Annotated in this window: 24 protein-coding genes; 9 read left to right on the forward strand and 15 right to left on the reverse strand. The window is 74.3% G+C overall.

All coding sequences use genetic code 11. The features are described from left to right. On the forward strand, positions 1-684 hold a 684-nt coding region (locus BG452_RS44855; protein WP_188310177.1), incomplete at its 5' end, for an NAD(P)-binding domain-containing protein. 157 nt (positions 685-841) lie between these two features. On the opposite strand, the gene BG452_RS44860 is transcribed toward BG452_RS44855, so the two are convergent. Both BG452_RS44860 and BG452_RS44865 read right to left on the reverse strand, forming a co-directional pair. Then, positions 842-1,618, reverse strand: coding sequence for an SDR family NAD(P)-dependent oxidoreductase (locus tag BG452_RS44860; protein ID WP_188310178.1), 777 nt, complete (start codon positions 1,616-1,618; stop codon positions 842-844). Between the two features lie 196 nt (positions 1,619-1,814). After that, positions 1,815-2,744 carry an NADP-dependent oxidoreductase gene (locus BG452_RS44865; protein ID WP_188310179.1) on the reverse strand — a complete coding sequence of 310 codons (930 nt, stop codon included), beginning with the start codon at positions 2,742-2,744 and terminating at the stop codon, positions 1,815-1,817. A gap of 148 nt (positions 2,745-2,892) precedes the next feature. Between BG452_RS44865 and BG452_RS47985 the strand changes: the two genes are divergently transcribed. From BG452_RS47985 to BG452_RS44880, 3 genes are all read left to right on the forward strand, one after another. Beyond that, complete coding sequence (locus tag BG452_RS47985) at positions 2,893-4,254, forward strand: helix-turn-helix transcriptional regulator (protein WP_188310180.1); 1,362 nt, start codon at positions 2,893-2,895, stop codon at positions 4,252-4,254. 103 nt (positions 4,255-4,357) lie between these two features. Continuing rightward, positions 4,358-5,197, forward strand: coding sequence for an SDR family NAD(P)-dependent oxidoreductase (locus BG452_RS44875; RefSeq protein ID WP_188310181.1), 840 nt, complete (start codon positions 4,358-4,360; stop codon positions 5,195-5,197). Between the two features lie 15 nt (positions 5,198-5,212). Beyond that, positions 5,213-5,671 (forward strand): protein phosphatase, encoded by a 459-nt coding sequence (locus tag BG452_RS44880; protein WP_188310182.1) that lies wholly within the window; start codon positions 5,213-5,215, stop codon positions 5,669-5,671. A 63-nt stretch (positions 5,672-5,734) separates the two neighbouring features. On the opposite strand, the gene BG452_RS44885 is transcribed toward BG452_RS44880, so the two are convergent. Both BG452_RS44885 and BG452_RS44890 read right to left on the reverse strand, forming a co-directional pair. Continuing rightward, positions 5,735-6,382 (reverse strand): restriction endonuclease, encoded by a 648-nt coding sequence (locus BG452_RS44885; RefSeq protein ID WP_188310183.1) that lies wholly within the window; start codon positions 6,380-6,382, stop codon positions 5,735-5,737. Beyond that, positions 6,382-6,564, reverse strand: a complete 183-nt coding sequence (locus BG452_RS44890) for a hypothetical protein (protein WP_223243682.1) — start codon at positions 6,562-6,564, stop codon at positions 6,382-6,384. Before BG452_RS44890 ends, BG452_RS44885 begins: the two co-directional genes overlap by 1 nt. Positions 6,565-7,096: 532 nt before the next feature. On the opposite strand from BG452_RS44890, the gene BG452_RS44895 reads away from it, so the two are divergent. Next, positions 7,097-7,576: a MarR family winged helix-turn-helix transcriptional regulator gene (locus tag BG452_RS44895; protein WP_188310184.1), complete on the forward strand. Its 480-nt coding sequence runs from the start codon at positions 7,097-7,099 to the stop codon at positions 7,574-7,576. A gap of 27 nt (positions 7,577-7,603) precedes the next feature. On the opposite strand, the gene BG452_RS44900 is transcribed toward BG452_RS44895, so the two are convergent. From BG452_RS44900 to BG452_RS44940, 9 genes are all read right to left on the reverse strand, one after another. Further along, complete coding sequence (locus BG452_RS44900) at positions 7,604-8,548, reverse strand: urease accessory protein UreD (protein ID WP_188310202.1); 945 nt, start codon at positions 8,546-8,548, stop codon at positions 7,604-7,606. A gap of 119 nt (positions 8,549-8,667) precedes the next feature. Beyond that, entirely contained in the window at positions 8,668-9,288 is a 621-nt protein-coding gene (gene ureG, locus BG452_RS44905; protein WP_188310185.1) for an urease accessory protein UreG, read from the reverse strand. Positions 9,289-9,318: 30 nt separating this feature from the next. Next, positions 9,319-10,020 carry an urease accessory protein UreF gene (locus tag BG452_RS44910; RefSeq protein ID WP_188310186.1) on the reverse strand — a complete coding sequence of 234 codons (702 nt, stop codon included), beginning with the start codon at positions 10,018-10,020 and terminating at the stop codon, positions 9,319-9,321. After that, on the reverse strand, positions 10,017-11,741 hold the full coding sequence (gene ureC / locus BG452_RS44915; RefSeq protein ID WP_188310187.1) for an urease subunit alpha: 1,725 nt from the start codon (positions 11,739-11,741) through the stop codon (positions 10,017-10,019). The genes BG452_RS44910 and ureC overlap by 4 nt, the downstream gene beginning before the upstream one ends. Beyond that, on the reverse strand, positions 11,741-12,181 hold the full coding sequence (locus BG452_RS44920; RefSeq protein WP_188310188.1) for an urease subunit beta: 441 nt from the start codon (positions 12,179-12,181) through the stop codon (positions 11,741-11,743). Before BG452_RS44920 ends, ureC begins: the two co-directional genes overlap by 1 nt. A 23-nt stretch (positions 12,182-12,204) precedes the next feature. Then, on the reverse strand, positions 12,205-13,083 hold the full coding sequence (locus BG452_RS44925) for a sirohydrochlorin chelatase (RefSeq protein ID WP_188310189.1): 879 nt from the start codon (positions 13,081-13,083) through the stop codon (positions 12,205-12,207). A 3-nt stretch (positions 13,084-13,086) separates the two neighbouring features. Then, the gene (locus BG452_RS44930) at positions 13,087-13,392 is read right to left on the reverse strand and encodes an urease subunit gamma (RefSeq protein ID WP_188310190.1); all 306 of its coding nucleotides are present in this window, start codon (positions 13,390-13,392) and stop codon (positions 13,087-13,089) included. 162 nt (positions 13,393-13,554) lie between these two features. Continuing rightward, a complete protein-coding gene (locus tag BG452_RS44935; protein WP_223243683.1) occupies positions 13,555-14,040 on the reverse strand; it encodes an urea transporter in 486 nt (161 codons plus the stop codon). 596 nt (positions 14,041-14,636) lie between these two features. Beyond that, positions 14,637-15,386 (reverse strand): alpha/beta hydrolase, encoded by a 750-nt coding sequence (locus tag BG452_RS44940; protein WP_188310192.1) that lies wholly within the window; start codon positions 15,384-15,386, stop codon positions 14,637-14,639. Positions 15,387-15,792: 406 nt separating this feature from the next. Between BG452_RS44940 and BG452_RS44945 the strand changes: the two genes are divergently transcribed. Together BG452_RS44945 and BG452_RS44950 are read left to right on the forward strand one after the other, a co-directional pair. Next, positions 15,793-16,326, forward strand: coding sequence for a SigE family RNA polymerase sigma factor (locus BG452_RS44945; protein WP_188310193.1), 534 nt, complete (start codon positions 15,793-15,795; stop codon positions 16,324-16,326). Then, positions 16,323-17,237 (forward strand): hypothetical protein, encoded by a 915-nt coding sequence (locus BG452_RS44950; protein ID WP_188310194.1) that lies wholly within the window; start codon positions 16,323-16,325, stop codon positions 17,235-17,237. Before BG452_RS44945 ends, BG452_RS44950 begins: the two co-directional genes overlap by 4 nt. 322 nt (positions 17,238-17,559) lie before the next feature. On the opposite strand, the gene BG452_RS44955 is transcribed toward BG452_RS44950, so the two are convergent. Next, positions 17,560-18,381 carry a nucleotidyltransferase domain-containing protein gene (locus BG452_RS44955; RefSeq protein ID WP_411293112.1) on the reverse strand — a complete coding sequence of 274 codons (822 nt, stop codon included), beginning with the start codon at positions 18,379-18,381 and terminating at the stop codon, positions 17,560-17,562. A gap of 172 nt (positions 18,382-18,553) precedes the next feature. Further along, the gene (locus BG452_RS44960; RefSeq protein WP_188310195.1) at positions 18,554-19,510 is read right to left on the reverse strand and encodes a LysR family transcriptional regulator; all 957 of its coding nucleotides are present in this window, start codon (positions 19,508-19,510) and stop codon (positions 18,554-18,556) included. Between the two features lie 123 nt (positions 19,511-19,633). On the opposite strand from BG452_RS44960, the gene BG452_RS44965 reads away from it, so the two are divergent. Next, positions 19,634-20,527: an NAD-dependent epimerase/dehydratase family protein gene (locus BG452_RS44965; protein WP_188310196.1), complete on the forward strand. Its 894-nt coding sequence runs from the start codon at positions 19,634-19,636 to the stop codon at positions 20,525-20,527. Next, entirely contained in the window at positions 20,524-21,420 is an 897-nt protein-coding gene (locus tag BG452_RS44970; protein ID WP_188310197.1) for an aldo/keto reductase, read from the forward strand. The genes BG452_RS44965 and BG452_RS44970 overlap by 4 nt, the downstream gene beginning before the upstream one ends. Positions 21,421-21,834: the final 414 nt, after the last annotated feature.

A 21,834-nucleotide genomic window follows, 5' to 3' on the forward strand; every position in this document is an offset into this window, starting at 1 on the left:
CCGCTCGTGCTGCTCTGCGTCCGCGACCAGCCGGCCGCCCGGGCGGTACTGGACGCCGCCGGGGCGGCGCTGCGCGGCCGGACCGTCGTCAACGCCACCTCGATCGCCCCGGCGGACGCCCGCGCCAACGCCGCCGAGACCGCCACCCGGGGCCACCGCCACCTCGACGCGGCGATCCTCACCCCCACCCCGACCATCGGCACCCCGGCGGGCACCGTCCTGCTGAGCGGTGACCCCGAGGCCTTCGCCGCGCACGAGCCGGCCCTCCGGGCGCTGGGCACCGTCCGGCACGTCGGCACCGACCCCGGACGGGCGGCCGCCTTCGACGCGGCCCTGCTGGACCTGTTCTGGACCACCGTGCACGGCCTGGCCCACGCCCTGGCCCTGGCCCGCGCCGAGGGCATCGGCGGCGGCGAACTCGCCCCGTACGCCCAGGGCCTGCCCCCACTGCTGGGCCCGCTGATCGAGGACTTCGCCCGGCGCGCGGACGAGCGCCACCACCCGGGCGACCGCAGCAGCGTGGCCTCCGCGGCGGCCGGGCTCGCCCACGTCGCCCACACCGCCCGCGCCCGCGGCCTGGACACCTCCGTCCTGGACGCCGCGCTCGCGGTGACCGGGCGGGCCGTCGACGCCGGGCACGGGTCGGACGGGGTGTCGGCGCTGGTCGAGCTGTTCGCCCGCTAGCGCCGCTCCCGGCGCAGGACGAACCCGCGCTGGGACACTGCTCCGATGCTGCTGACCTGGATCGCCGAACTGGCCGACGACCCGCTGGCCCTGGAGCCGGACGACCGTCCGGTGGAAGTGGGAGACCAACACCTGGTGGCCGAGCGCCCGTACGCCCCTACTGCGCCAGGTAGCCGCCGTCGACCGGCAGGACCGCCCCGGTGATGAAGGAGGCCTCGTCGGAGGCGAGGAAGAGGACGGCGGCGGCGACCTCGGCGGGGTACCCGAGGCGGCCCATCGGGTGCAGCTTCTCGATCGCCGCGAGGTACTCGGGCCCGCCGGGCTCGTCCCGCAGCCGGGCGACCCGCTCGGTGCCGATGGTTCCGGGGGCGACGGCGTTGACCCGGATGCCGCGGTCCGCCCATTCGACGGCGAGGTGCTTGGTCAGCCCGGAGGCGACGAACTTGGCGGGCCCGTAGACCGCCTGGCCGCGCTGGCCGGCCTCGCCGGAGATGGAGGACAGGCAGACGATGGAGCCGCCGGGCCGCTCCTGGGCGAGCATCGCCTCGATCGCGTACTTGCAGGTCAGGAACATGCCGCGGCCGTCGACGGCCATCACCTGGTCCCAGTCCTCGGCGGTCGCCTCGGTGATGTCCATCAGCGGGATCACCCCGGCGTTGGCCACCAGCACGTCGAGCCGCCCGTGCCGCTCGACGGCCGCCCCGACCATCCGGCGGGCGTCCTCGTCGCGGGCCACGTCACCGACCACCGTGCTGACGGCCCCCGGGAACCGCCCGGCCAGCCGGGCCAGCCCCTCGGCGTCCACGTCGGTGGCGATCACCGACGCACCCTCGCCGACGAACCGTTCCGCGACGGCCCGGCCGATGCCGCCGGCCGCGCCCGTCACCACGCAGGAACGGCCGGCCAACCGCCCCCCCGCGTTCAGAGTCACCATGGCGGGACTCTACCGAGCGCGGCGGCGCGGGACCGGGCTTCCGCGAGATGACCGGTCCCGCGCCGCCGGGCTCGGTAGCTCAGCCTGGTCAGACAGTTCCGGCCGCTCAGCCGGCCCGGCCAGCCCGGCCAGCCCGGCCAGCCCGGACCACCTGGACCACTCAGACCGCCCGGACCGCCCGGACCGTGAGGACCACTCAGACCGTGAGGACGATCTTCCCGCGCACGTGCCCCTCCTCGCTGATCCGCTGCGCCCGCGCCGCCTCCGCGAGCGGGAGCACCTGGTGCACCGGCAGCCGCAGGGTGCCCGCCTCGTGCAGGGCGAGGGCGGCCGCGAAGGCGCGCCGGTGGTACGACTCGCCGTTCTCGGCGCCGCCGGAGAAGCGGACGCCGTGCTGCTGCGAGCCCGCGATGTCGGCGATCGTCAGCACCCGCTCCGCGCTGCCCGTCAGCTCGATGGACAGCGGCAGCACCCCGCCCTTGCCGGCCGCGTCCAGCACCCGGTCCACCCCGCCCGGCGCGGCGGCCCGCACCCGCTCGGCCAGGCCCTCGCCGTACGTCACCGGAATGGCGCCGAGTTCGCGCAGGTAGTCGTGGTTGGTCTCGCTCGCGGTGCCGACGACGGTGATCCCGCGGGCCCGGGCGATCTGCAGCAGCAGGGTGCCGACCCCGCCGGCCGCGCCGTGCACCAGCAGCGTCTCGCCGGAGCGGACGCCGAGGACGGCCAGGGCCCGCTCGGAGGTCTCGGCGGCGACCGGGATCGCCGCGGCCTCCTCCCAGCTCAGCGTGGCCGGCTTGAGCACCAGCTCGTCGGCGGCCAGCAGCGCGTGCTCGGCGTAGCCGCCGCCCATCAGGGCGCCGAACACCTCGTCGCCGGGCGCGAAGCCGGTCACCTCCGCGCCGACCGCCTCCACCACCCCGGACAGCTCGTAGCCGGGCACGGCGGGGAAGGTGACCGGGAAGAACCCGTCCAGCTCGCCGCTGCGCAGCTTGTGGTCCAGCGGGTTGACGCCCACCGCGCGGACCGCGACCCGCACCTGGCCGGGCCCGGGGGCGGGCAGCTCGATCTCGATCGGGCGCAGCACGTCCGCGCCGCCGTACTGGGGGAAGGCGATCGCCTTGCTCATGGAAGATCCTCGGTTCGTCCGGGAGTTGTTCGTTCCGACGGATCCATCCTGCGGCGCCCGCACCGCCCCTCGGCCCGGCCGTTCGGACAGTTCGAGCTGGCCGAAGGGAGGGGCGGTCGGCAGCCGCTCCGAAGCTAGGGTGAGAGGCATGGACGTGAACGGCATCGAGAGCACGGACGGCACGGACGACGCCTGGCAGCAGCACTGGGGCCGCCCCGAGGACGCGCTGGCGCGGGCCGTCGAGGTGCTGCGCGCGCCCCGGCCCGAGCTGGTGCCGCGGCTGTCCGAGGTGCTCGGCACACTCGTCCCGCACACCGCGATCGCCCACCTCAGCGGCGTCTGCACCTACGCCCCCGCCCACACCCACGGCCCGCGCGAAGTCACCGAGGGCGTCACCGGCCTGGAGCTGTCCCGGCTGGCCGACCGCGCCGCCGCGACGACCTCGACCGGCCGCCCCTGGCAGGGCGAGGCCGAACTCGCGGGCCGCACCAGGCCGGTGGTGGCGGTCGCCGCGCCGGGTGACGACAAGGGGGTGCTGCTGGTGCTCGTCCGGGCCGACGCCCGGCCGGTGGCCCCCGGCGCGCTCGCCGTCCTCCAGCAGCTGTGCGAGCTGGTGATCGCCCACTCCGCGCACCGCGCCACCGACGCCGCCCCCACCAACGCGATGATCTCCCGTACCGCCGCCGACACCCGCGCCCGGGCCATCGCCGAGTTCACCGGCACCCACAGCGCGGCCCTGACCGCCGTCCTGGCGCCGCTGCGCTCCGCCGACCTGGACGACACCGCCGCCCGCCGGGCCGCCACCGAGCTGGCCGTCACCGCCCTGCTGGACCTGCGCCGCGCCGCCGACCTCGACCGGGCGCTCAGCGAGGAGCCCGCCGACGCCGCCTTCGCCCGGCTGGCCCGCGAGCTGCGCCCGCTGCTGCGGCACACCCGGGTGCGGCTCGACCTCGCCCCGCCGTCCGACGCCACCCGGTCCGTCCCGGCGGACACCGCGCACACCGCTCGGGACGCCGTCCGGGTCGCCGTGATGCTGATGCTGGAACAGGAGAAGCCGACCAAGCTGCACCTGGGCTGGCAGTTCACGGCGGACGGCGCGCTGCGCGCGGTGGTGCGCGACGACGGCCTCGGCCTGCTCGCCGCCGACGCCCTCGCCGTCCACCGCACCGCCGACCGGATCGCCGCCCTCGGCGGGCACTACGGCGTCGAGTCGGTCCCCGGCTGGGGGACCACGGTGACGGTCGACCTGCCGCTCGGACTACCGGCGGCGGCCGCCGCCACCGACCCGCTCGACGGGCTCCAGCCGCGCGAACTGGAGGTGCTCGACCAGCTGGCCCAGGGCCGGCGCAACCGGGACATCGCCGAGGCGCTGCACATCAGCGAGTCCACGGTGAAGTTCCATGTCGCCAACATCCTGGCCAAGTTGGGCGTCAGCTCGCGCGGCGAGGCGGCCGCGCTGGCCCACCGGGCCGGAATGCCCGGCACCGCCCGGCTGCACGTGGCATCCTGATCCGGCTCCGCCACCCCGACCGACGACAACCGCCCCGACCGACGACAACCGCCCCGGGCGGTGTCGGCCGCCACCGCCGCCCCGTCCGATGACAGGAACCCCGATGACCCCGCCCACCCCGCCGCGGACCGTCCTCATCACCGGCTCCACCGACGGCCTCGGCCGCGCCCTCGCCCACCGCCTCGCCGCCGAGGGCGGCACCGTCCTGCTGCACGGGCGCGACCAGGGCCGACTGGACCGCACCGCCGAGGAGATCGCCGCGGCCCACGGCGTCGACCGCCCGGCCACCCTGCTGGCCGACCTCGCCGAGCTGGACCAGGTCCGCGCCCTCGCCGCCGAGGTCCGCGCCACCACCGACCGGCTCGACGTCCTGGTCAACAACGCGGGCGTCGGCGGCGGCGAACCCGACGGCCGCACCCGTCGTACCAGCGCCGACGGCCACGAACTGCGCTTCGCCGTCAACCACTTGGCCGGCTTCCTGCTCAGCCTCGAGCTGCTGCCGCTGCTCCGCGCCAGCGCCCCCGCCCGGATCGTCAACGTCGCTTCCGCCGGGCAGGAGGAGGTCGACTTCGACGACCTGATGCTGGAGCACGACTACAGCGGGATGAGCGCGTACTGCCGCAGCAAGCTCGCCCAGGTCGCCTGCGGCTTCGAACTCGCCGCCCGGGTGCCCGCCGCCGAGGTGACCGTCAACAGCCTCCACCCGTCGACGTACATGCCCACCAAGATGGTCCTGCGGGAGATCGGCTACAGCATCGACACCCTGGAGGACGGCGTCACCGCCACCCACCGGCTGGTCACCGACCCCGGCCTCGTGGGCACCACCGGCCGCTACTACGACCGGCTGCGCGAGGCCCGCGCCAACCGCCAGGCCTACGACCTGCGGGCCCGCGCGGAGTTGTGGGAGCACAGCCTGAAGCTCGTCGGCCACGCCGGCGTCTGAGAGCGGCGAGACGACATGACCGACCCTTCAGCGCGGACCGGTTGGGACCCAGCGGCCCCCGGCGTGCTGCGCCTGCCCTCCGGGCGGCTGCTGCGCGGCCGGGGCGTCCGCAACCCGTTGCCGCCCGGCCCCCGGCCCGACGTCGGCTTCTACCTGCTGGACCGCGAACCGACGCCGCTCCCCTGGGAGAGCCGCTGGGTGCGCTGGCCCGACTTCCGGCTGCCCGCGGACCGCGCGGACGCGGCCGAGGCCTTCCGCGAGGCGTGGGAGCGCTGCGGGGGCGAGCGGGTCGAACTCGCCTGCGCGGGCGGCCGGGGGCGCACCGGCACGGCGCTCGCCTGCATCGCGGTGCTGGACGGCGTCCCGGCAAAGGAGGCGGTCGGGTACGTGCGGGAGCACTACAGCCGGCACGCGGTGGAGACGCCCTGGCAGCGGAAGTTCGTGGAACGCTGGGGCAGCTCCCGCCAGATCTGACGAATCGTGCCACCCCTTCGAATCCGACCTGCCGCGCGCCATCCACTCTGAACTGACGGACCGTCAGGCGGCTTTGCCGGGAAGCCTCCTCCTGAGGCCCAGCACCTCCTCCAGCGGGACCCCGGCCGCCGCCCACACCTCCAGCCGCGCCCGGTCCAGCCAGTGGACGGCGTGCCGGTCGCCCCAGGCCATGGCGCCCCGGGTGAGCCCGCCGTTGGTCACCACCACCGCCACGTCCGCGCCGTGGGCGGGGCCCGCGGCGCCCTTCACCTCGTACATCACTTTCACACCGACCTTCGCCGCGACCCTGGTGTGCTTCGCCTGGACGACGATGCGGCCGAGGTCCGGGTGGTGGCCGATCACGTCGGCCGCCTGGTCGAACTGCCCGCCGACCCGCTCGGCGCTCCAGCCGTCGCGGACCAGCAGGTCGCGCAGCGCGTACTCGAAGCTCCGGTCGTCCATGACGTCCACGGTGGCGAGCGGTATCCGCAGGGCGGCGAGGCGCCGGGTGCGGGCGCGGCCGAGGACGGGCGCGCGGGCGGCGGAGGCGAGGGCGAGCGCCGAGACCACCGCGAGGAACACCCAGGACCGCAGCAGGGCCTGGGCCACCCCGACGACCAGCACGGCGACGGCCAACCCCACCACACCCGCCGCGAGTTGCTCCCGCGCGCCGCGCGGGCGGCGGATCAGCCGGGCCCCCGGGCGGGCCATCAGGGGGCGCCGATCGCGGTCGGGGCCGGGGTGTGCTGCGGGGCGGGCTGCGGCGGGGTGTCGGCGAAGCCGACGAAGTGGCCCCAGAGCCAGACGGCGGCCAGCGCACCCGCGATCAGCCAGCCGCCGCCCTTGACGGCGGCGCCACCAGGGGCGGACCTGCGGCGGTAGTGTCCGCGCACCCAGATCCGGTCGTCTCCGCTCCGGTTCCCCACTGTGCCTCCCGAGTCGGGCCCGGGCGCCCGGTGCGCCACTGCCCGCCCAACGGGTGTAGCAGCGGGGGTGGCCGCCCGCGGGCGGATCATCGGCACACGGACGACCGGCCCGTACGGAACCGGCCACCCACCGCCCACCGCCGGGCCCGCCCCGGACCTCCCGGCATGGGCCCTGAGCTGCACTGATGCCGGGGCCGCCGGCCTGGCGCGAACCCGCCCGGCTCACCGGGCGCACTGCCCGGCGCCCGTACGCCGTTCACTCCGCCGTTCACTCCGCCGCTTGTCACGCCGTTCGCTTCGCTGCCGCTCCGCCACTCTCTCCGCGGCACCCCCTCGCAGCGGATCGGGCGTCCACTGGCCGCGGCGATGGCAGCGGCGACGGCGGTGGCGCCGGTGACGGCGACGGGCGGCTCGCCAGTTAACTGCGCCATGCAGGCAACATCCGGACAGATCCCTGCGCGGCACAACTTTCCATCGGGCCGCCGGTTACCCTGACCCCATGACGCCCTCCCGCGACGAACTGATGGCCCGGCTCTGGCCGGTCTCACGCCGCTACCTGGCCTCCTACGTGCTGTTCAACCAGGCCGTCGCCGACCACCTCGGCATGCACCCGACCGACGTCCAGTGCCTCAACCTGCTCACCCTCGAGGACGGCCCGGTCACCACCGGCCGGATCGCCGAGCTGACCGGGCTCACCAGCGGCTCGGCGACCCGGCTGGTCGACCGGCTGGAGAAGGCGGGCCTGGTCACCCGGCGGCGGGACGAGGCGGACCGCCGCCGGGTCCTGGTCGCCGTCCTCCCCGACGCACTGCGGCGCTTCGGGGAGGTGTGGCGGGACCTCGGCGGCGACTGGGCGGCCGCCTTCGCCGAGGACAGCGAGGCCGAACTCGCTTTCCTGCTCCGGCACATGGACCGCACGGTCGAGCTCAGCCACCGGCAGATCGCCCGCCTGGCGCACAAGGATCCCGAGAGCCCCTGACCCCGCGGCCGCTGGCCCCGGAGGCCCTCAGGTCTTCCGCAGGTCCGGCGCCGGGACCCCGATCAGCAGCCGCCGCACCGCGTCCCAGGCCGCCCGCAGCGCGGCCGCGCAGGCCCGGGTGTCGGAGTCGAGCAGCCGCAGCCAGGCCCCGCTGTCCTGCGGCAGCACGCTGACCCCGTACAGCAGTCCGCGCTCCGCCAGCGCCTCGTGCAGCACGTCGGCGATCCGCGCGGCCGGGGCGAGCGGGCTGAGCACGTACAGGCTGGACATCACATCGTGCCCGCCGAGCACGGCCGGGCCGGCCACTCCGCCGCCGGCGGGCTCCAGCCGTACGGTGTCCAGGGCCACCAACTCACCTCCCGGACGCCGCACTTCGAGGTCGGAGGCGAACACCTGGTAGGCGTTGCGCTCGCCCCGGGCGAGGCGGCCGGCCAGCACGGTCTCACCGGCCAGCACCGTCGCCCCGGCGTCGACGGTCAGCACCGTGCGCTGGTAGAGGCGCGAGTCGACGAAGGGGATCACCGGCTCGGGCAGGTACTCCACGTACGCGCCCGGCCCGGCCTCCAGGTTGACCAGCTGCGTCGCGTAGTCGTACTCCATCCGGTAGACCTTGGTGGCCGCCTGGGTGGTCAGGTGGACCGCCGCGTCGGCCCCGCAGCGGATGTCGGTGCGCAGCCGGTCGGCCTGCAGGATGCCGCCGCCGGTGGACATCAGGAGGGTGACGGCGAGGTCGGGGCGGGCCGGGTCGAAGTACAGCGGGCGCATGATCTGCAACGGCGACTTCTGGTAGTGGCCGGTGAGTTCGGTGCGTCCGCCGATCCTCTCGAAGGCCAGTTCCAGCAGCCCGACCTTGCCGGGGCGCCCGACCGCGAGGGTGTCGGGCGTCCCGGCGTGCCGGCGGACCTCGTACGGGACGCGGGCGGGCTCGTAGTGCCGGGGGTCGAGCCGGGGCGGGGCCGCGGGGGCGGCCACCCGGCCAGCCACCGGATCGGCCACCGGATCGGCCACCGGATCGGCCACCGAACCGGCCGCCGCACCGGCCCCGGGATCATCCACCGGACCGGCCCCCGAACCGGCCGCCACGGGAGCCGTCACGCCGGGACCTTCCGGAAGGTCTCCAGGAAGGTCGCGATCTCCTCCAGCCCCTCCCCCGTCAGGCAGTTGGTGAGCACCACCGGCCCGCCCTCACGCACCCGCCGGGCGTCGGACTCCATGATGCCGAGGTCGGCGCGGACGTACTGGGCGATGTCGATCTTGTTGATGACCAGCAGCTCCGACTCGGTGATGCCCGGGCCTCGCTTGCGGGGCATCTTCTCGCCCTCGGCGGTGTCCAGCACGAAGAGGAAGAGGTCGACCAGCACCGGGCTGAAGGTCAGCGTCAGGTTGTCGCCGCCGGACTCGTACAGCAGGGTGTCGACGTCGGGGAAGCGCTCCAGCATCTCGGCCCCGGCGGCGAGGTTCATGGTCGGGTCGTCCCGGACGGCGGTGTGCGGGCAGGCGCCGGTCTCCACGCCGACCACCCGCTCGGGGTCCAGCACCCCGGCCAGGGTGCGGCGGACGTGCTGGGCGTCCTCCTGGGTGTAGATGTCGTTGGTGATGACCGCCGGGCGGTGGCCGCGCGCGATCAGCACCGGCACCAGCGCCTCGATCAGCGCCGTCTTGCCGGAGCCGACCGGGCCACCGATGCCCACCCGGAGCACGTTCTCGGTCATGCGATCTCCCTGATGAGTGAGTGAGTGAGTTCAGCTCGCGAACAGCCGGGCCTCGGCCCGTTCGTGCCGCCCGGACATCGCGTCCGCGACCGGTACGCAGCCGCCGAGGTCCGCCAACTCCCGTACCAGCGCGGCCGCCACCACCTCCCGGATGACCGGGGCGGCGGCCCGCAGCACCACCTGCGCCTTGCGGTGGTCGGTCAGCCGCAGGCGCAGCGCGGCGCCGACGAAGCTGGTGCAGAAGGCGAACAGGTCGCCGGCGACGGCCTGTTCGACCGGTACGGCGGCCGAGGCGTAGGCGACCCCGGCGGCCACCGCCTGGCAGCCGGGGGCGCGCTTGTCGGCGACCAGGCCGGCGTACCTGTCCAGCGGCTCGCCACCCACCGACTCCCGGGCGATGTCCAGGAGTTGGCGCCCGGTGCGGGTGGCGGCGAGCCGCAGCTCACGGTTGAGCTTGGTGGCGTGCAGCCGCTGGTCGGTCTCGGCCAGCAGCTCCCAGTCCCCGGCCGAGGCGGCCCGGTGGGCCAGTGCCAGGGCGGTGGCGTCGGCCGGCCCGACGCTGTGCCGCAGCAGGTCGGCGAGCAGCGCGGGCATGGTGTCGGCGGTGACGGCCTTCGCCTGGGCGTAGCCCTCCAGCCCGTGCGAGAGGGTGTAGAAGCCGCTGGGGAAGGCGGAGTCGGTCAGCTGGAGGCTGACCAGCAGGGCGTCCAACCCCGGATCCGGGGTGCTCAAGCGAGGTAGAACAGGTGGTTGAGCGGCAGTTCGCGGGCCGGCTCGATGGTGGCGGGCTCGCCGTCCAGGGTGACCTTGTACGTCTCCGGATCGACCGCGATCTTCGGCAAGGCGTCGTTGCGCACCATGTGCTGCTTGCCGACCGAGCGGCAGTGCCGCACCGGCAACACCCGGCTGTCCAGCCCGAGTCGGGCGGGCACCCCGAGGTCGACGGCGGCCTGGGACATGAACGTGATCCGGGTGGCCTGCTTGGCCCGCCCGAACGCGCCGAACATCGGCCGGTAGTAGACCGGCTGCGGGGTGGGCAGCGAGGCGTTGGGGTCGCCCATCAGCGCCCAGTTGATGATGCCGCCCTTGATGACCAACTTGGGCTTGGCACCGAAGGAGTTGATCGGCCACAGCACGATGTCGGCCAGCTTGCCGGGCTCCAGCGAGCCGATGTGCTCGGCGGTGCCGGAGGCGATCGCCGGGTTGATGGTGAGCTTGGCGAGGTAGCGCAGCACCCGGAAGTTGTCGTTGCGCTCGCTGTCGCCGGCCAGCTTGCCGCGCTGGGCCTTGCAGTGGTGGGCGGTCTGGAAGGCGCGGGTGAAGGTCTCCCCGATCCGGCCCATGGCCTGCGAGTCGGAGGAGAAGATCGAGATGACGCCCTCGTCGTGCAGCACGGTCTCGGCGGCGATGGTCTCGGCGCGCACCCGGGAGTCGGCGAAGGAGACGTCCTCGGGGATGTCGTGGCTGAGGTGGTGGCAGACCATCACCATGTCCAGCAGTTCGTCGACCGAGTTGACGGTGTAGGGCAGGGTCGGATTGGTCGAGGACGGCAGCACGTTGGGCTCGCCGGCGATCCGCATGATGTCGGGGGCGTGGCCGCCGCCCGCGCCCTCGGTGTGGAAGGTGTGGATGGTGCGGCCGTCGATCGCGGACAGGGTGTCCTCGAAGAAGCCGCCCTCGTTGAGGGTGTCGGTGTGGATGGCCACCTGCACGTCGTACTCGTCGGCGACGCGCAGCGCGCTGTCGATCGCGGCCGGGGTGCTGCCCCAGTCCTCGTGCACCTTGAGCCCGCACACCCCGGCCTCGACCTGCTCGCGCAGCGCGCCCGGCAGCGAGCCGTTGCCCTTGCCGAGCAGCCCGACGTTGACCGGGAGGTCCTCGACCGCCTGGTACATCCGGCCGATGTTCCACGGGCCGGGCGTACAGGTGGTGCCGTTGGTGCCGTCGGACGGGCCGGTGCCGCCGCCGATCAGGGTGGTGATGCCGTTGCTCAGCGCCTCCTGCGCCTGCTGCGGGGCGATGAAGTGGATGTGGGTGTCGACGCCGCCGGCGGTGGCGATCAGGTGCTCGCCGGAGATCACGTCGGTCCCGGGGCCGATCACCAGCTTGGGGTGCACCCCGCTCTGGGTGTGCGGGTTGCCGGCCTTGCCCACGGCGGTGATGAAGCCGTCCTTGACGCCGATGTCGCCCTTGACCACGCCGAGCACCGGGTCCATGACGACCACGTTGGTGATGACCAGGTCGAGCGCGCCCTGCACGGAGGTGGCGGCCGGGTCCTGGGCCATGCCGTCGCGGATGCCCTTGCCGCCGCCGTAGACGGCCTCGTCGCCGTAGTGGCCCTGGTTGAAGTCCTGCTCGACCTCGACCACGAGGTTGGTGTCGGCGAGGTGGAACCGGTCGCCGACGGTGGGGCCGAACAGGTCCGTGTACTGCTTGCGGGACAGGATGGCCATCAGTGGTCGCCCTCCTCGTGGGTGTGCGTGTGGGAGTCCCCGCCGTACAGGTGGTCCTTGTGGTCGAGGTTGGTGCCCTTGAAGCCGAGGGCGATGGCCCGGTCGATGGCACGGGCCCGGGTGTCGCGGGCGGTGACGCCGCCGTCCACGAGGTTGCTGAAGCCGACCAGCCGGCGGTGCCCGGCGAACTCGGCGAGCGTGACGTCCTTGGTGTCGCCGGGCTCGAAGCGCACGGCGGTGCCGGCCGGGATGTCGAGGTGCTTGCCGAAGGCCGCGTTGCGGTCGAAGTCGAGGCCGCGGTTGGCCTCGAAGAAGTGGTAGTGCGAACCGACCTGGATCGCGCGGTCGCCCGTGTTGCTGACCGTGATGGTGGCCTTGGCTCGGCCGGCGTTGATCTCCACCGGGTCGTCGCCGTACAGGTATGCGGCGCTGCCGGACATGGCGGGCCTTCCTCTCTGCCGGTTCAGTGGGGGGTGTGTGCGTGGGGGGTGTGTGCGGGCGCGGGTGCGTGGGCGGTGGGTGCGTGGGGGTGGCCGTGCCGGTGGGCGTGACCGTGGTGCGCCGAGCCCGGTCCGTGGCCGTGGTGCGCCGAGCCCGGTCCGTGGCTGTGGGCGTAGCCGTGCCCGTGCTCGGCGTCGAGGCCGGCCAGGATGCCGTCCTCGCCGTGGCCGAGCAGGTGCAGGGCCGCCGCCGTGCGGGCCGCGATCACCCCGGCGATCGCGGACGGACGCAGCAGCGGTCCGCCGTCCCGTACGCCCTCGCCGGCCGGGCCGGGGGGCAGTGCGGGGCCGAAGGAGGCGGGGACGGCCGTGACCTGGGCCGCGCCGAGCAGACGGCAGCGTCCCACGCCCTCGGCCGGGTCGGGGTCGCCGCCCGCGAAGGCCACCTCGACCCAGCGGTGCCGCCCGTACTGGCGGACCAGCCGGGCGATCCGGAACAGTTCGGCGTCCTCGAAGGGGCCGGCCGCCGGGGCGGTGACGAGTACGGCGTCCTCGCCTCCGGCCGAGGCCGCGGCGGCGCGGAGCCAGCCGATCAGGTGTTCGGCGGCGCCGAAGGGTGCGGTGAGGGCGAGCCGTCCGCAGCCCTGGTCGGCGGCGAGCCAGCGCAGGGCGCGGGCGGTGTCGGCGATCAGTCTCGGGTCGCGGCCGAGGGTCATCGGGACGACGCACATCGGTGCGTCGTCGGCCGCCAGGGCGGAACGGACGGCTTCGGCGAGTGCTCGGCCGGGGGCCGCCACGGCGTGTACGGCGGGTTCGTGCGCGGCCACGGCGGCGAGGTGGCGCCCATCGTCGCTCTCGTGCCCGCCGGCCAGCACGACCTTGACGGGCTGACGTGCGGTCATCGGTCAGGCGCCGACGGGGTCGTGGCAGGAGACCAGCTTGGTGCCGTCCAGGAACGCGGCCTCGACCTGGAGCAGCGGCAGCATCTCGCGGACGCCCGGCATGACCTCGGCGTTGCTGACGACCTGCTTGCCGATCTCCATGCACTCGGCGACGGTGCGGCCGTCCCGGGCGCCCTCCATGATGGCCTCGCTGATCAGTGCGCAGGCCTCGCTGTAGTTGAGCTTGACGCCGCGGTCGCGGCGTTTGCGGGCCAGATCGGCCACGACGTAGATGTAGAGCTTGTCCATCTCACGCGGGGAGAGGTTCATGGGAACCACTTCTCCTTTCCGAGAATCCGACGAAATGCAAGTCAGAAGAAATGCAAGGGAGTTGGCCGACGGAATACCAGATTAGGGCGCCTGCTGGATCCGACGCCCACGATCCCGGCGCCGCGCGGGGTCCGGCGACCGCGGTCTCCGACGCCCGCCGGATCAGACCCGGCGCAGCCGGGGAATCGCCGGCACCGCCGCCAGGACCCGACTGGCCGCGAACAGCCCGGCCAGGAACAACAGGCCGACGTACCACTGGGGCATGAAGGAGATCTGGCCGATGTCGGCGAAGAACCCGCGCCAGAGCCGTTCCCCGCTCAGCCCGCTACCCCCGGTGGCCGGCACCGGCGGCGCTGCCGGTCCGACACCCTGCGGCCACAGCCGCCGGAACCCGGGCGCGGCGACCGTGACGGCGGTCGCCACCAGGCACCCGCTGTACCCGGTCAGCCCGGCCTCGACGGTCTCCCGCCGCAGCCCGAGGCCGTAGCCGACGGCCGTGGAGACGGCGCTGCCCAGCAGGCCGTAGCGGCCGTACTGCCACCCGGCGGCGAACAGTGCGGCGGCGAAGAAGAGTCCGCACACGGCGGACGGCAGGAAATCCACCTGGGCGACACCGCGCAGGACTTCGACGACCAACGTGACGACCAACGTGACGACCAACGTGACGTGTGACGGACGGACAACCGGCGGAGCCTCTTCCGCGACCCCTTCCCCACCCTTTCGTTGACCCATACGGCGCACCAATTCCCCGGTACGGCCGAGGGGCTCGGGAGATTACTCGGGAGCCCGTTCGGCGATTCGTTGGGAACCGTACTCCTGTGGATTGCGGAACGGGGCGGACACGGTGCGTCACGCCAAATCGACGCCGAGTCACCATCAGGCCACTGAGCTGCAACATTCTGTTGAAATAGGCGCCCGGGCGGGTCGCTGGAGAGAGCAATTCTTTGCGAAGTTTTACTCGCCCTCGACAAGCGCCGGAATATGACCATGTCGAGTAATCCTCGACAAATTCGATTCATCCCGGCAATACGGACACGCAAAGCTGGGGGAAAGCTGCGGGAAAGCTGTGAAGGACGGGGTCGGTGTGGCGGAAGTGTGAGCGGATCGGGGGCGGGGACGCACGGATCCGGCGACGGGCACCGCGCCCCCGGCGCCAGCCCCTGCCGTTCGCCCCGTCAATCGGCCACCCTCAGCCGGCCACCGTCAGTCGGCCACCGTCAGTCGGCCACCGTAAGCGGCCGCCCTCAGTCCGCCACGGGTGCCGCGCAGCCGAGGTGCCGGCGCAGGAAACCCTCCGAGGCCGCCACCTCGAACTCGGGCACCGCCAGGTGACCCCCGGGGTTGGCGTGCAGCGACCGCTCCCCCGAACCCAGCGCGCCGTACAGCGCCAACGCGCCCTCGCGCGGTTGGAGTTCGTCGTCCCACTGCAGCACGAACTCCACCGGAACCGTCACCTGCCGGGCCGGCTCTACCAGCGCGGCGTGGCCCGCCAGCCCGAACACCGCCGCCACGATGCGCGGCTCGACCGCCGCGAGCGGAATGCCGATCACCGTCCCGAGCGACAACCCCCAGTAGCCGACCGGCCCGAGGCCCTCCCCGCCCGCACCCTCCAGCGCGTCCAGCACCGCCCGCCACTCCGGCACGGCCCGCTCCGCGAGCGCCGCCGTGTGCCGGGCCACCCAGGCGCTGATCGGCCGCCCGGCCGCCAGCAACTGCCCGGTCTCGGTGGCGAACCGCTCGTCCTGCGCGGTTCGCGCCCGCTCGCCGTGCCCGGGCGCGTCGATCGCCACCGCCGCCCACCCGAACCGCGCCGCGCACCGCCGGGCCCGCTCCCGCGGCCCCAGCTTGTCCTGCCCGCCGCCGTGCCCCAACAGCACCAACGGCCTGCCGCCGAGGCCCGATCCGTCCGGATGCCAGAGCATGCCGGGAACGCCGTCGAGGACGAAGCGTCGTTCCACGACGCCGTCCGAGCTGGTCTCCGAGGTGAAGTGCACCCACCCATGATGGCGCCCGACACACGTTCGAGTCCGGTCTTTCCACCCCGTGGCCGATAGTCACCGGAGCCGGTCCGTTCGAGCCTGGGCCGACCGGGTTCCATCGTCCGGCCCGATACGAACTCACCCCCGGCGAGGACCACTTCGCCGGTCTCGGCGTGGAACTCCCGGACGGCGGCCCGGGGCGCCCCGGCACCGTCCACGAGGGCGGCGTGGACCCTCAGGCGACGGCGGGTCCGGTGCCCGAGTCGTCATCGGAGAGGATCATTCGGCGGATGCCAGCCATCGGCGCTGGTCGGGCACCAGGCGTTTCGGGGTGGGGGCCCGTCGGTGCGGTCCGGATCTCTCCGGTGGGGAGTAAGCGCTTCCGGCCCCGGGTGGGCTCTAGGGGGGTGAGGAGGTGCTCATGGGAGAACCGAAGAGCGGGCGGGACGAGGAGTTCCAGTCGTTCATCGTGGCGGCCTGGCCGCGGCTGGTACGGACGGCGTTCCTACTGGCCGGGGAGCAGTACGCGGCGGAGGACTTGGTGCAGTCCGCGGCGGAGAAGGCGTGCGCGGCGTGGTCGAAGGTGCGTCGGGCGGACGATCCGTACGCCTACGTGCGGCGGATCCTGGTGAACCAGCACGCCCGCCGCTGGCGCCGCCGGCCGCCGGAGCTGCTGGTCGACGCGGTGCCGGACGCGGCGGGGACGGAGGACGGCTTCGCCCGCTCCGACCAGCGCGGGGCGCTGCTGGCGGCGCTCGCCACGTTGCCTCCGCGCCAGCGCGAGGCGGTGGTGCTGCGCCACTGGGAGGACCTCAGCGACAGCCAGACGGCGGTGGCGATGGGCTGCTCCGTGGGCGCGGTGCGCAGTCACGCGGCGAAGGGCATCGGGCGGTTGCGGCAGGTGTCGGCGCTGGTGGAACTGAAGGACAGGACTGAGATCGGAGGGGCGGTATGACCATGGGGAACGCGGGAACCGGCGAGGACACCGATCTGTGGGTCGGGCTGGGACTGGCCGAGGCGGCGTCGACGGCTCGGATCGGGCCGGTGCCGGTGGTGGACATCATGGCCGGCGGCCGGCGGATCCGGCGCCGGCGGCGGACGGTGGTGGGCGCGTTGGCACTGGCCTCCGCGGTGGTGCTGGCAGGCGGGGCGATCTCCGAGCTGCGCCCGGTGCCGACGGCCTCCCAGCCGCTGGTCGCGGCGGGTACCGGCCACGGCGCGGGCACCGGTGGCCCGCCGACGGCCACCCCGGGCGCGACGACGACCCCGGCGCCGCGGGATCCGTTCACCCCGGTACGGGTGGTGGTCGGGCAGGGCACCACGCCCGACGGCAAGCAGTGGAAGCTGTGGCGGGCCGTGTGGCCGACGGCACCGAAGGACCGCGCGTACGAGCAGGCGCTGGCGATGTGGCAGGAGCGGAGCCCGTACGACTCGGCGCTCACCAAGCCGACGAAGGAGTTCGTGGACCAGTACTACGACGCCGACTCCGACATCGCCAACACCTACTTCACGGTGGACGGCGTTCGCCTGAGCCACGACTCCGAGGGCACCACGCCGGCGCCGGGCAAGCTCGACCCCCGCGAGGGGGCGTACATCTCGGGCGGTCTGCTGGGCGCCCGGGGCAAGGACGACACCGTGGCGCCGGGGGAGATCATCGGGCTGAGCCTGGGCCCGGACATCGCCCGGGTGAAGGTGACCTGGACGGACGGCACCACGACCGAGCCGCAGATCGTCACCGTGGCCGACTCACCGCTGCGCTCCGTCGTGCTGGCCCGTCCGGAGGGCAAGACGGCGAAGCTCTGGGAGTACTTCGACAAGGCCGGCACCAAGCTCCCGGACTCCGGGGAGCAGTTCCTGACGCGCTGAGCCCGTCAGACCTCCCCTGTGGTCTGACGCACCGCCACCCGGCCCCGCTGTTCCGTGAACGGGCACCTGCTGCCGGGCGCCTGGTCGCCCCTGGCCGTCGTGCCGGTCTGCACGTCGTTCCCGGCCCGGCCGGTGACACCGCCGCCCCTTCACGTTCGGCCTGGCCTGGTTGACCCACCTCGTCCTGCGCCGCGCGGTGGGCGGTTCGACGGCAAGGGCGGAAGTGGGAGTGGGAAGTCGGCTCTAGCGACTTCCCACTCCCACTCTCGTTCAGCCCGGCAGCAGTTGTGAGCGGCGGGGAGCGCGGGCGATCACCGGCTCGTCATCCGCGCAGGACCGCCCTCACCTCCCCGACCAGGGCCCGCGCCCGCTCCACCGTCGCGGTCAGCGCCTCGGGCGTCTCCCCGGCGGCTCCCAGCAACGCATGCACTCTCGCCCTGAAGTCGTGCGACACTCCCGGGAGTTGAGCGGCGACGGCGAGCGCGCCCTTCTCGTTGAGGCACCAGCGCCGGTCGCGTGCGTACAGCGCCTGCACCAGTACGCCCACCGCCCGGGAGAGGCAGAGCGAGACGTACAGGACGTCGCCGCGCGCCGCGCCCTTCACCGCGACGCCGACCAGGAACTCCGCCTCCCACGCCCCGGCCGTCAGGGCCTCACGCAGCGGCTCGGGGTAGTCGGCGGTCTCGGCCTGGAGTGCGGCCAACTCCCCTGCCGGGTCGGCGAGCACGCGTCCGAGCGCGACCTCGCCGGGGTAGCACGGCGACCAGAACCCCAGCGGGTGCCCGGCCTGCACCCCGACCTCGTAGCGGCCCGCGCGGCAGTCCGCCCACACCCGATAGACCCGGTCGAGGTCCCGCAGGATCCAGTCCACGGCGACACCGTCGACGCGCAGCCACGCCCCGCCGTTCACCCAGGGCCCCCAGCCGCCGGGCCCGGCCACCTCCACCCCCGGGCCGGCCAACTCCCGCAGTGCGGCGAGGTCGAGTGCGCCGCGGTAGTAGACACCGAGGTCCCAGTCCGACTCCGGCCGGTGCTCACCGCGCGCCCGGCTCCCGCCGAGCATCACCCCCACCACGCCCGGCACGTCGGCCAGTCGGGCCGCCATGTTCTCGATGTGTTCGGTGATCGAGTGCATGACGGGCATTCTGGCGGGCGAGTGGGAGGCGGGGCCAGCGGATTCTGCCGGGGGGTGGGGCTCGGTGGCCGGGTCTCGGCGGCCGGGGCTCGTTGGCCGGGGCTGGGGCTGGGCGGCCGGGGCTGGGCGGCCGGGGTCCGATCGGCCGGTGGCTCCCCGGCCGTCAGAAGGGCCGCGCTGCTCACCCCCGTGCGGTACCGGCCGGCGCCTCCCGCTCCCCTTCCGCCTCCCCTGTTCCCACCAGCCGGGCGGCCAGGTCCTCCGCCAGGCGCGCGGCCCGTCCGCGCCGGCGGCGGGCGAGGGCCAGGCCGAGGTGGCGGCGCGGGCCGGGTTCGGCCAGCGGGAGGGCGACCAGCTGCGGGTGCCGGGCGAGGCCGATCTCGGGGATCAGGGCGATGCCGATCCCCGCGTGGACCAGGGACTGGGCGAACTCGTAGTCCGTCGCGGTGCACGAGATCCGCAGTTCGACGCCGGCCAGGGCGGCGTACCGGGCGAGCTGGCCGGCGGACTTGCGGCAGCCCAGGATCCAGCGCTGGTCAGCGAGTTCGGCCAGGTGGAGCGCCTCGGGCCGGTCCCGGTAGCGGGCCGCTGCCGGGTGGTGGACGGGCAGCACGACGCGCAGCGGATCCTCGCCGAGCGCGGTCCAGTCCAGGCCCGAGCGGTCGCCGGGCCGGACGGGCGGCGGACCTTCGAGGTGGTAGGCGAGCGCGAGGTCGGCCCGCCCTTCGCGGACGGCGGGCAGGCTCTCCTCCGGTTCCGCCTCCAGGATGGTCAGTTCCACCTCCGGGTGGTCGGCGGTGAAGCCGGCCAGGGCCGCGGGCAGCAGCCGTCGCCCGCCGCTGGCGAAGGTGGCGACGGTCAGGGCGGTCCGTTCGGCGGTCAGCCGGGCGATGCGCTGCTGGGTGTCGGTGAGTTCGGCGGCGATCGCGTCGGCGGCCTCGACCAGCAGCCGGCCCGCGTCGGTGAGCGTGACGCCCCGGGTGGAGCGCTCCACCACGGGTGCGCCGAGGCCGCGTTCGAGTGCGGCGACCTGCTGGGAGACGGCCGAAGGGGTGCAGCGCAGCGTCCGGGCCGCCTGGTTGAAGCTGCCTCGGCGGGCGACTTCCCGCAGCACCGCGAGGCGCTGGACGTCGATCAACAGTTCTCCTAACGACTGGTCCTCGATCTCGACACTACCGCTGTTGTCCAGGGCTCGGCAGACTGATCACCGGAACCGCACGACAGGGGCGGGACCGGGCACAGCGGGGAAGGGATCGACGGCATGGACGTGTGCGTGATCGGCGGGAACCGCCACTTCGGGAGGCGACTGGTCGCGGAACTCCGGGACGCGGGCGCGGCGGTGACCGTGCTCAACCGCGGTTCGGCCCCCACCCCGCCCGGAGTGACCCACCTGCGCGCCGACCGCGACGACGAGGCCGCGCTGCGCACCGCGCTCGCCGGCCGGCGCTTCGACGCCGTCGTGGACCAGGTCTGCTACACGCCCGTCCAGGCGGCCGCCGCCGCCCGGGTGTTCGCCGACCTCACCCCGCGCTACCTGCTCACCTCCACCGTCGAGGTCTACGCCCACCTCGGCCGGCCCGGCGGACCGCCGCTCGCGGAGGCGGCACTGGACCTTTCCGCCGAGGCCGTCGACCTGCGACTCCCCTGGACCGACCGGGGGTTCCGGGACGACCACTACGCCGAGGGCAAGCGTCAGGCGGAGGCGCTGCTCTCCCGGCAGGCGTCCTTCGACGTCGTCACCGTCCGCACGGCCCACGTCCTCGGCGGCGCCGACTTCACCGGGCGGCTGGCCCACTACGTGGAGCGGATCGGCGCCGGCCTGCCGGTGGCCGTCCACCCGGCGCCGCAGCCCGCGTCCTTCGTCCACGCGCCGGAGATCGCCCGCTTCCTGGCCTGGGCCGCACTGGCGGACTTCACCGGGCCGGTCAACGCGGCCTCCGAAGGCGGCGTTGACGTACGGCAGTTGTGCGAGGTCGTCGGCCAGGTGGTCGGCACCGAGGCCGAGTTGACGGTCGGCGGTGCGGGCGAGCCGCTCTCGCCGTTCTCCTTCGACCGCTGCTACGCGATGGACACCGGCCGGTCGGCCCACCAGGGCTTCCGTTTCTCCCCCGTCAGCGACTGGCTGCCGCAGGCCGTCAAGGAGGCACGCGCATGACCACCGTTCAGGCAACTCCCGCCACTCGCACGATCGGTGACGTGACCGTCGGCGCCGTCGGCCTCGGCGCGATGCCGCTGTCCGTCGAGGGCCGGCCCGACGAGCAGCAGGCGATCGCCACGATCCACGCCGCACTCGACGCGGGGGTGACGCTGATCGACACCGCCGACTCCTACCACTGGCACGCCGACGAAGTCGGCCACAACGAGCGGCTGATCGCCCGCGCGCTGGCCGCTTACGGCAGCGGGGCGGATGGCGTCCTGGTGGCGAGCAAGGGCGGCCGGGGCCGCCCCGGGGACGGCAGCTGGACGGTCGACGGCGATCCGCGCCACCTGCGCCAGGCCGCCCAGGCCTCGGCCGCGCGGCTCGGCGTCGAGGCCATCGGCCTCTACCAACTGCACAAGCCCGACCCGGCCGTGCCCTTCACCGACTCGGTCGGCGCGCTGCGCGAGCTGGCCGACGCGGGCACCATCCGGCTGGTCGGCCTCTCCAACGTGGACTGCGCGCAGATCCGCACCGCCCAAGAGATCCTCGGCCCGCGCCTGGTCTCCGTGCAGAACCGTTTCTCCCCGGCGCACCAGGCCACCCGCGACACCCTCGACCTGTGCACCGAACTCGGCCTCACCTTCCTCCCCTGGAGCCCCCTCGGCGGCATCTCCCGCAGCGCCGTCGACGACCCGGCAACCGGCACCCCGGGCTCGGACACCCCCTTCCACACCCTCGCCCGCGCCCGGGGCGTCAGCCCCCAACAGGTCTGCCTCGCCTGGCACCTGGCCCAGACCCCCGCCGCCCTGCCCATCCCGGGCGCCCGCCGCCCGGCTTCCATCCGCGACTCCGCGGCTGCGGCGGGGCTGGCGCTGTCGGCGGCGGAGCTGGCGACACTGCGGCAGTAGTCCGGCGGGCACTGCGGCGGCGGTGACGGGCCCGGGTCGCGCTCCGCGTCCACGCCCTACTGCGGGGGCGCGGGGAGTGGGAAGTCGACGGGGCCGACTTCCCACTCCTCACGCGTGACGGGGCGACCGTGTCAGGTGAAGTGGTCGGCGAACGGGGGTGGTTGGGGCGGCGGGCAGCGCGGAGGCAGACCCCGGCGGGCGGCGCGAAGGGGAGGAGCGCGCGGGAGGCCTGCTCGTACCGGACGTGCTGTCCGGTGCGGGTGCGGGTGAGCAGTCCGGTGCGGTGCAGGATGCCGAGGCGGCAGGAGACCGTGCCGGCGGCGAGGAAGTGCCGCTCGCCCAACTCCGAGGTGGTGCGGGCGATGCGGAGGACGGACAGCAGCCGCGCCCGGGTCACTCCGGGCAGGGCGTGCA

Source organism: Streptomyces sp. CBMA123, from assembly GCF_014596465.1.
GTDB lineage: Bacteria > Actinomycetota > Actinomycetes > Streptomycetales > Streptomycetaceae > Kitasatospora.

Bases quoted from the DNA above. Each gene is read 5' to 3' on its own strand.
- BG452_RS44885 (WP_188310183.1), bottom strand. From the start codon at position 6,382: ATGGCCCGCCCGGGGGCCCGGCTGATCCGCCGCCCGCGCGGCGCGCGG.
- BG452_RS44925 (WP_188310189.1), bottom strand. From the start codon at position 13,083: ATGACCGCACGTCAGCCCGTCAAGGTCGTGCTGGCCGGCGGGCACGAG.
- BG452_RS44880 (WP_188310182.1), top strand. From the start codon at position 5,213: ATGACCGACCCTTCAGCGCGGACCGGTTGGGACCCAGCGGCCCCCGGC.
- BG452_RS44920 (WP_188310188.1), bottom strand. From the start codon at position 12,181: ATGTCCGGCAGCGCCGCATACCTGTACGGCGACGACCCGGTGGAGATC.
- BG452_RS44970 (WP_188310197.1), top strand. From the start codon at position 20,524: ATGACCACCGTTCAGGCAACTCCCGCCACTCGCACGATCGGTGACGTG.
- BG452_RS44950 (WP_188310194.1), top strand. From the start codon at position 16,323: ATGACCATGGGGAACGCGGGAACCGGCGAGGACACCGATCTGTGGGTC.
- BG452_RS47985 (WP_188310180.1), top strand. From the start codon at position 2,893: ATGGACGTGAACGGCATCGAGAGCACGGACGGCACGGACGACGCCTGG.
- BG452_RS44965 (WP_188310196.1), top strand. From the start codon at position 19,634: ATGGACGTGTGCGTGATCGGCGGGAACCGCCACTTCGGGAGGCGACTG.
- BG452_RS44860 (WP_188310178.1), bottom strand. From the start codon at position 1,618: ATGGTGACTCTGAACGCGGGGGGGCGGTTGGCCGGCCGTTCCTGCGTG.
- BG452_RS44895 (WP_188310184.1), top strand. From the start codon at position 7,097: ATGACGCCCTCCCGCGACGAACTGATGGCCCGGCTCTGGCCGGTCTCA.
- BG452_RS44875 (WP_188310181.1), top strand. From the start codon at position 4,358: ATGACCCCGCCCACCCCGCCGCGGACCGTCCTCATCACCGGCTCCACC.
- BG452_RS44955 (WP_411293112.1), bottom strand. From the start codon at position 18,381: ATGCCCGTCATGCACTCGATCACCGAACACATCGAGAACATGGCGGCC.
- BG452_RS44945 (WP_188310193.1), top strand. From the start codon at position 15,793: ATGGGAGAACCGAAGAGCGGGCGGGACGAGGAGTTCCAGTCGTTCATC.
- ureG (WP_188310185.1), bottom strand. From the start codon at position 9,288: ATGACCGAGAACGTGCTCCGGGTGGGCATCGGTGGCCCGGTCGGCTCC.
- BG452_RS44930 (WP_188310190.1), bottom strand. From the start codon at position 13,392: ATGAACCTCTCCCCGCGTGAGATGGACAAGCTCTACATCTACGTCGTG.
- ureC (WP_188310187.1), bottom strand. From the start codon at position 11,741: ATGGCCATCCTGTCCCGCAAGCAGTACACGGACCTGTTCGGCCCCACC.
- BG452_RS44865 (WP_188310179.1), bottom strand. From the start codon at position 2,744: ATGAGCAAGGCGATCGCCTTCCCCCAGTACGGCGGCGCGGACGTGCTG.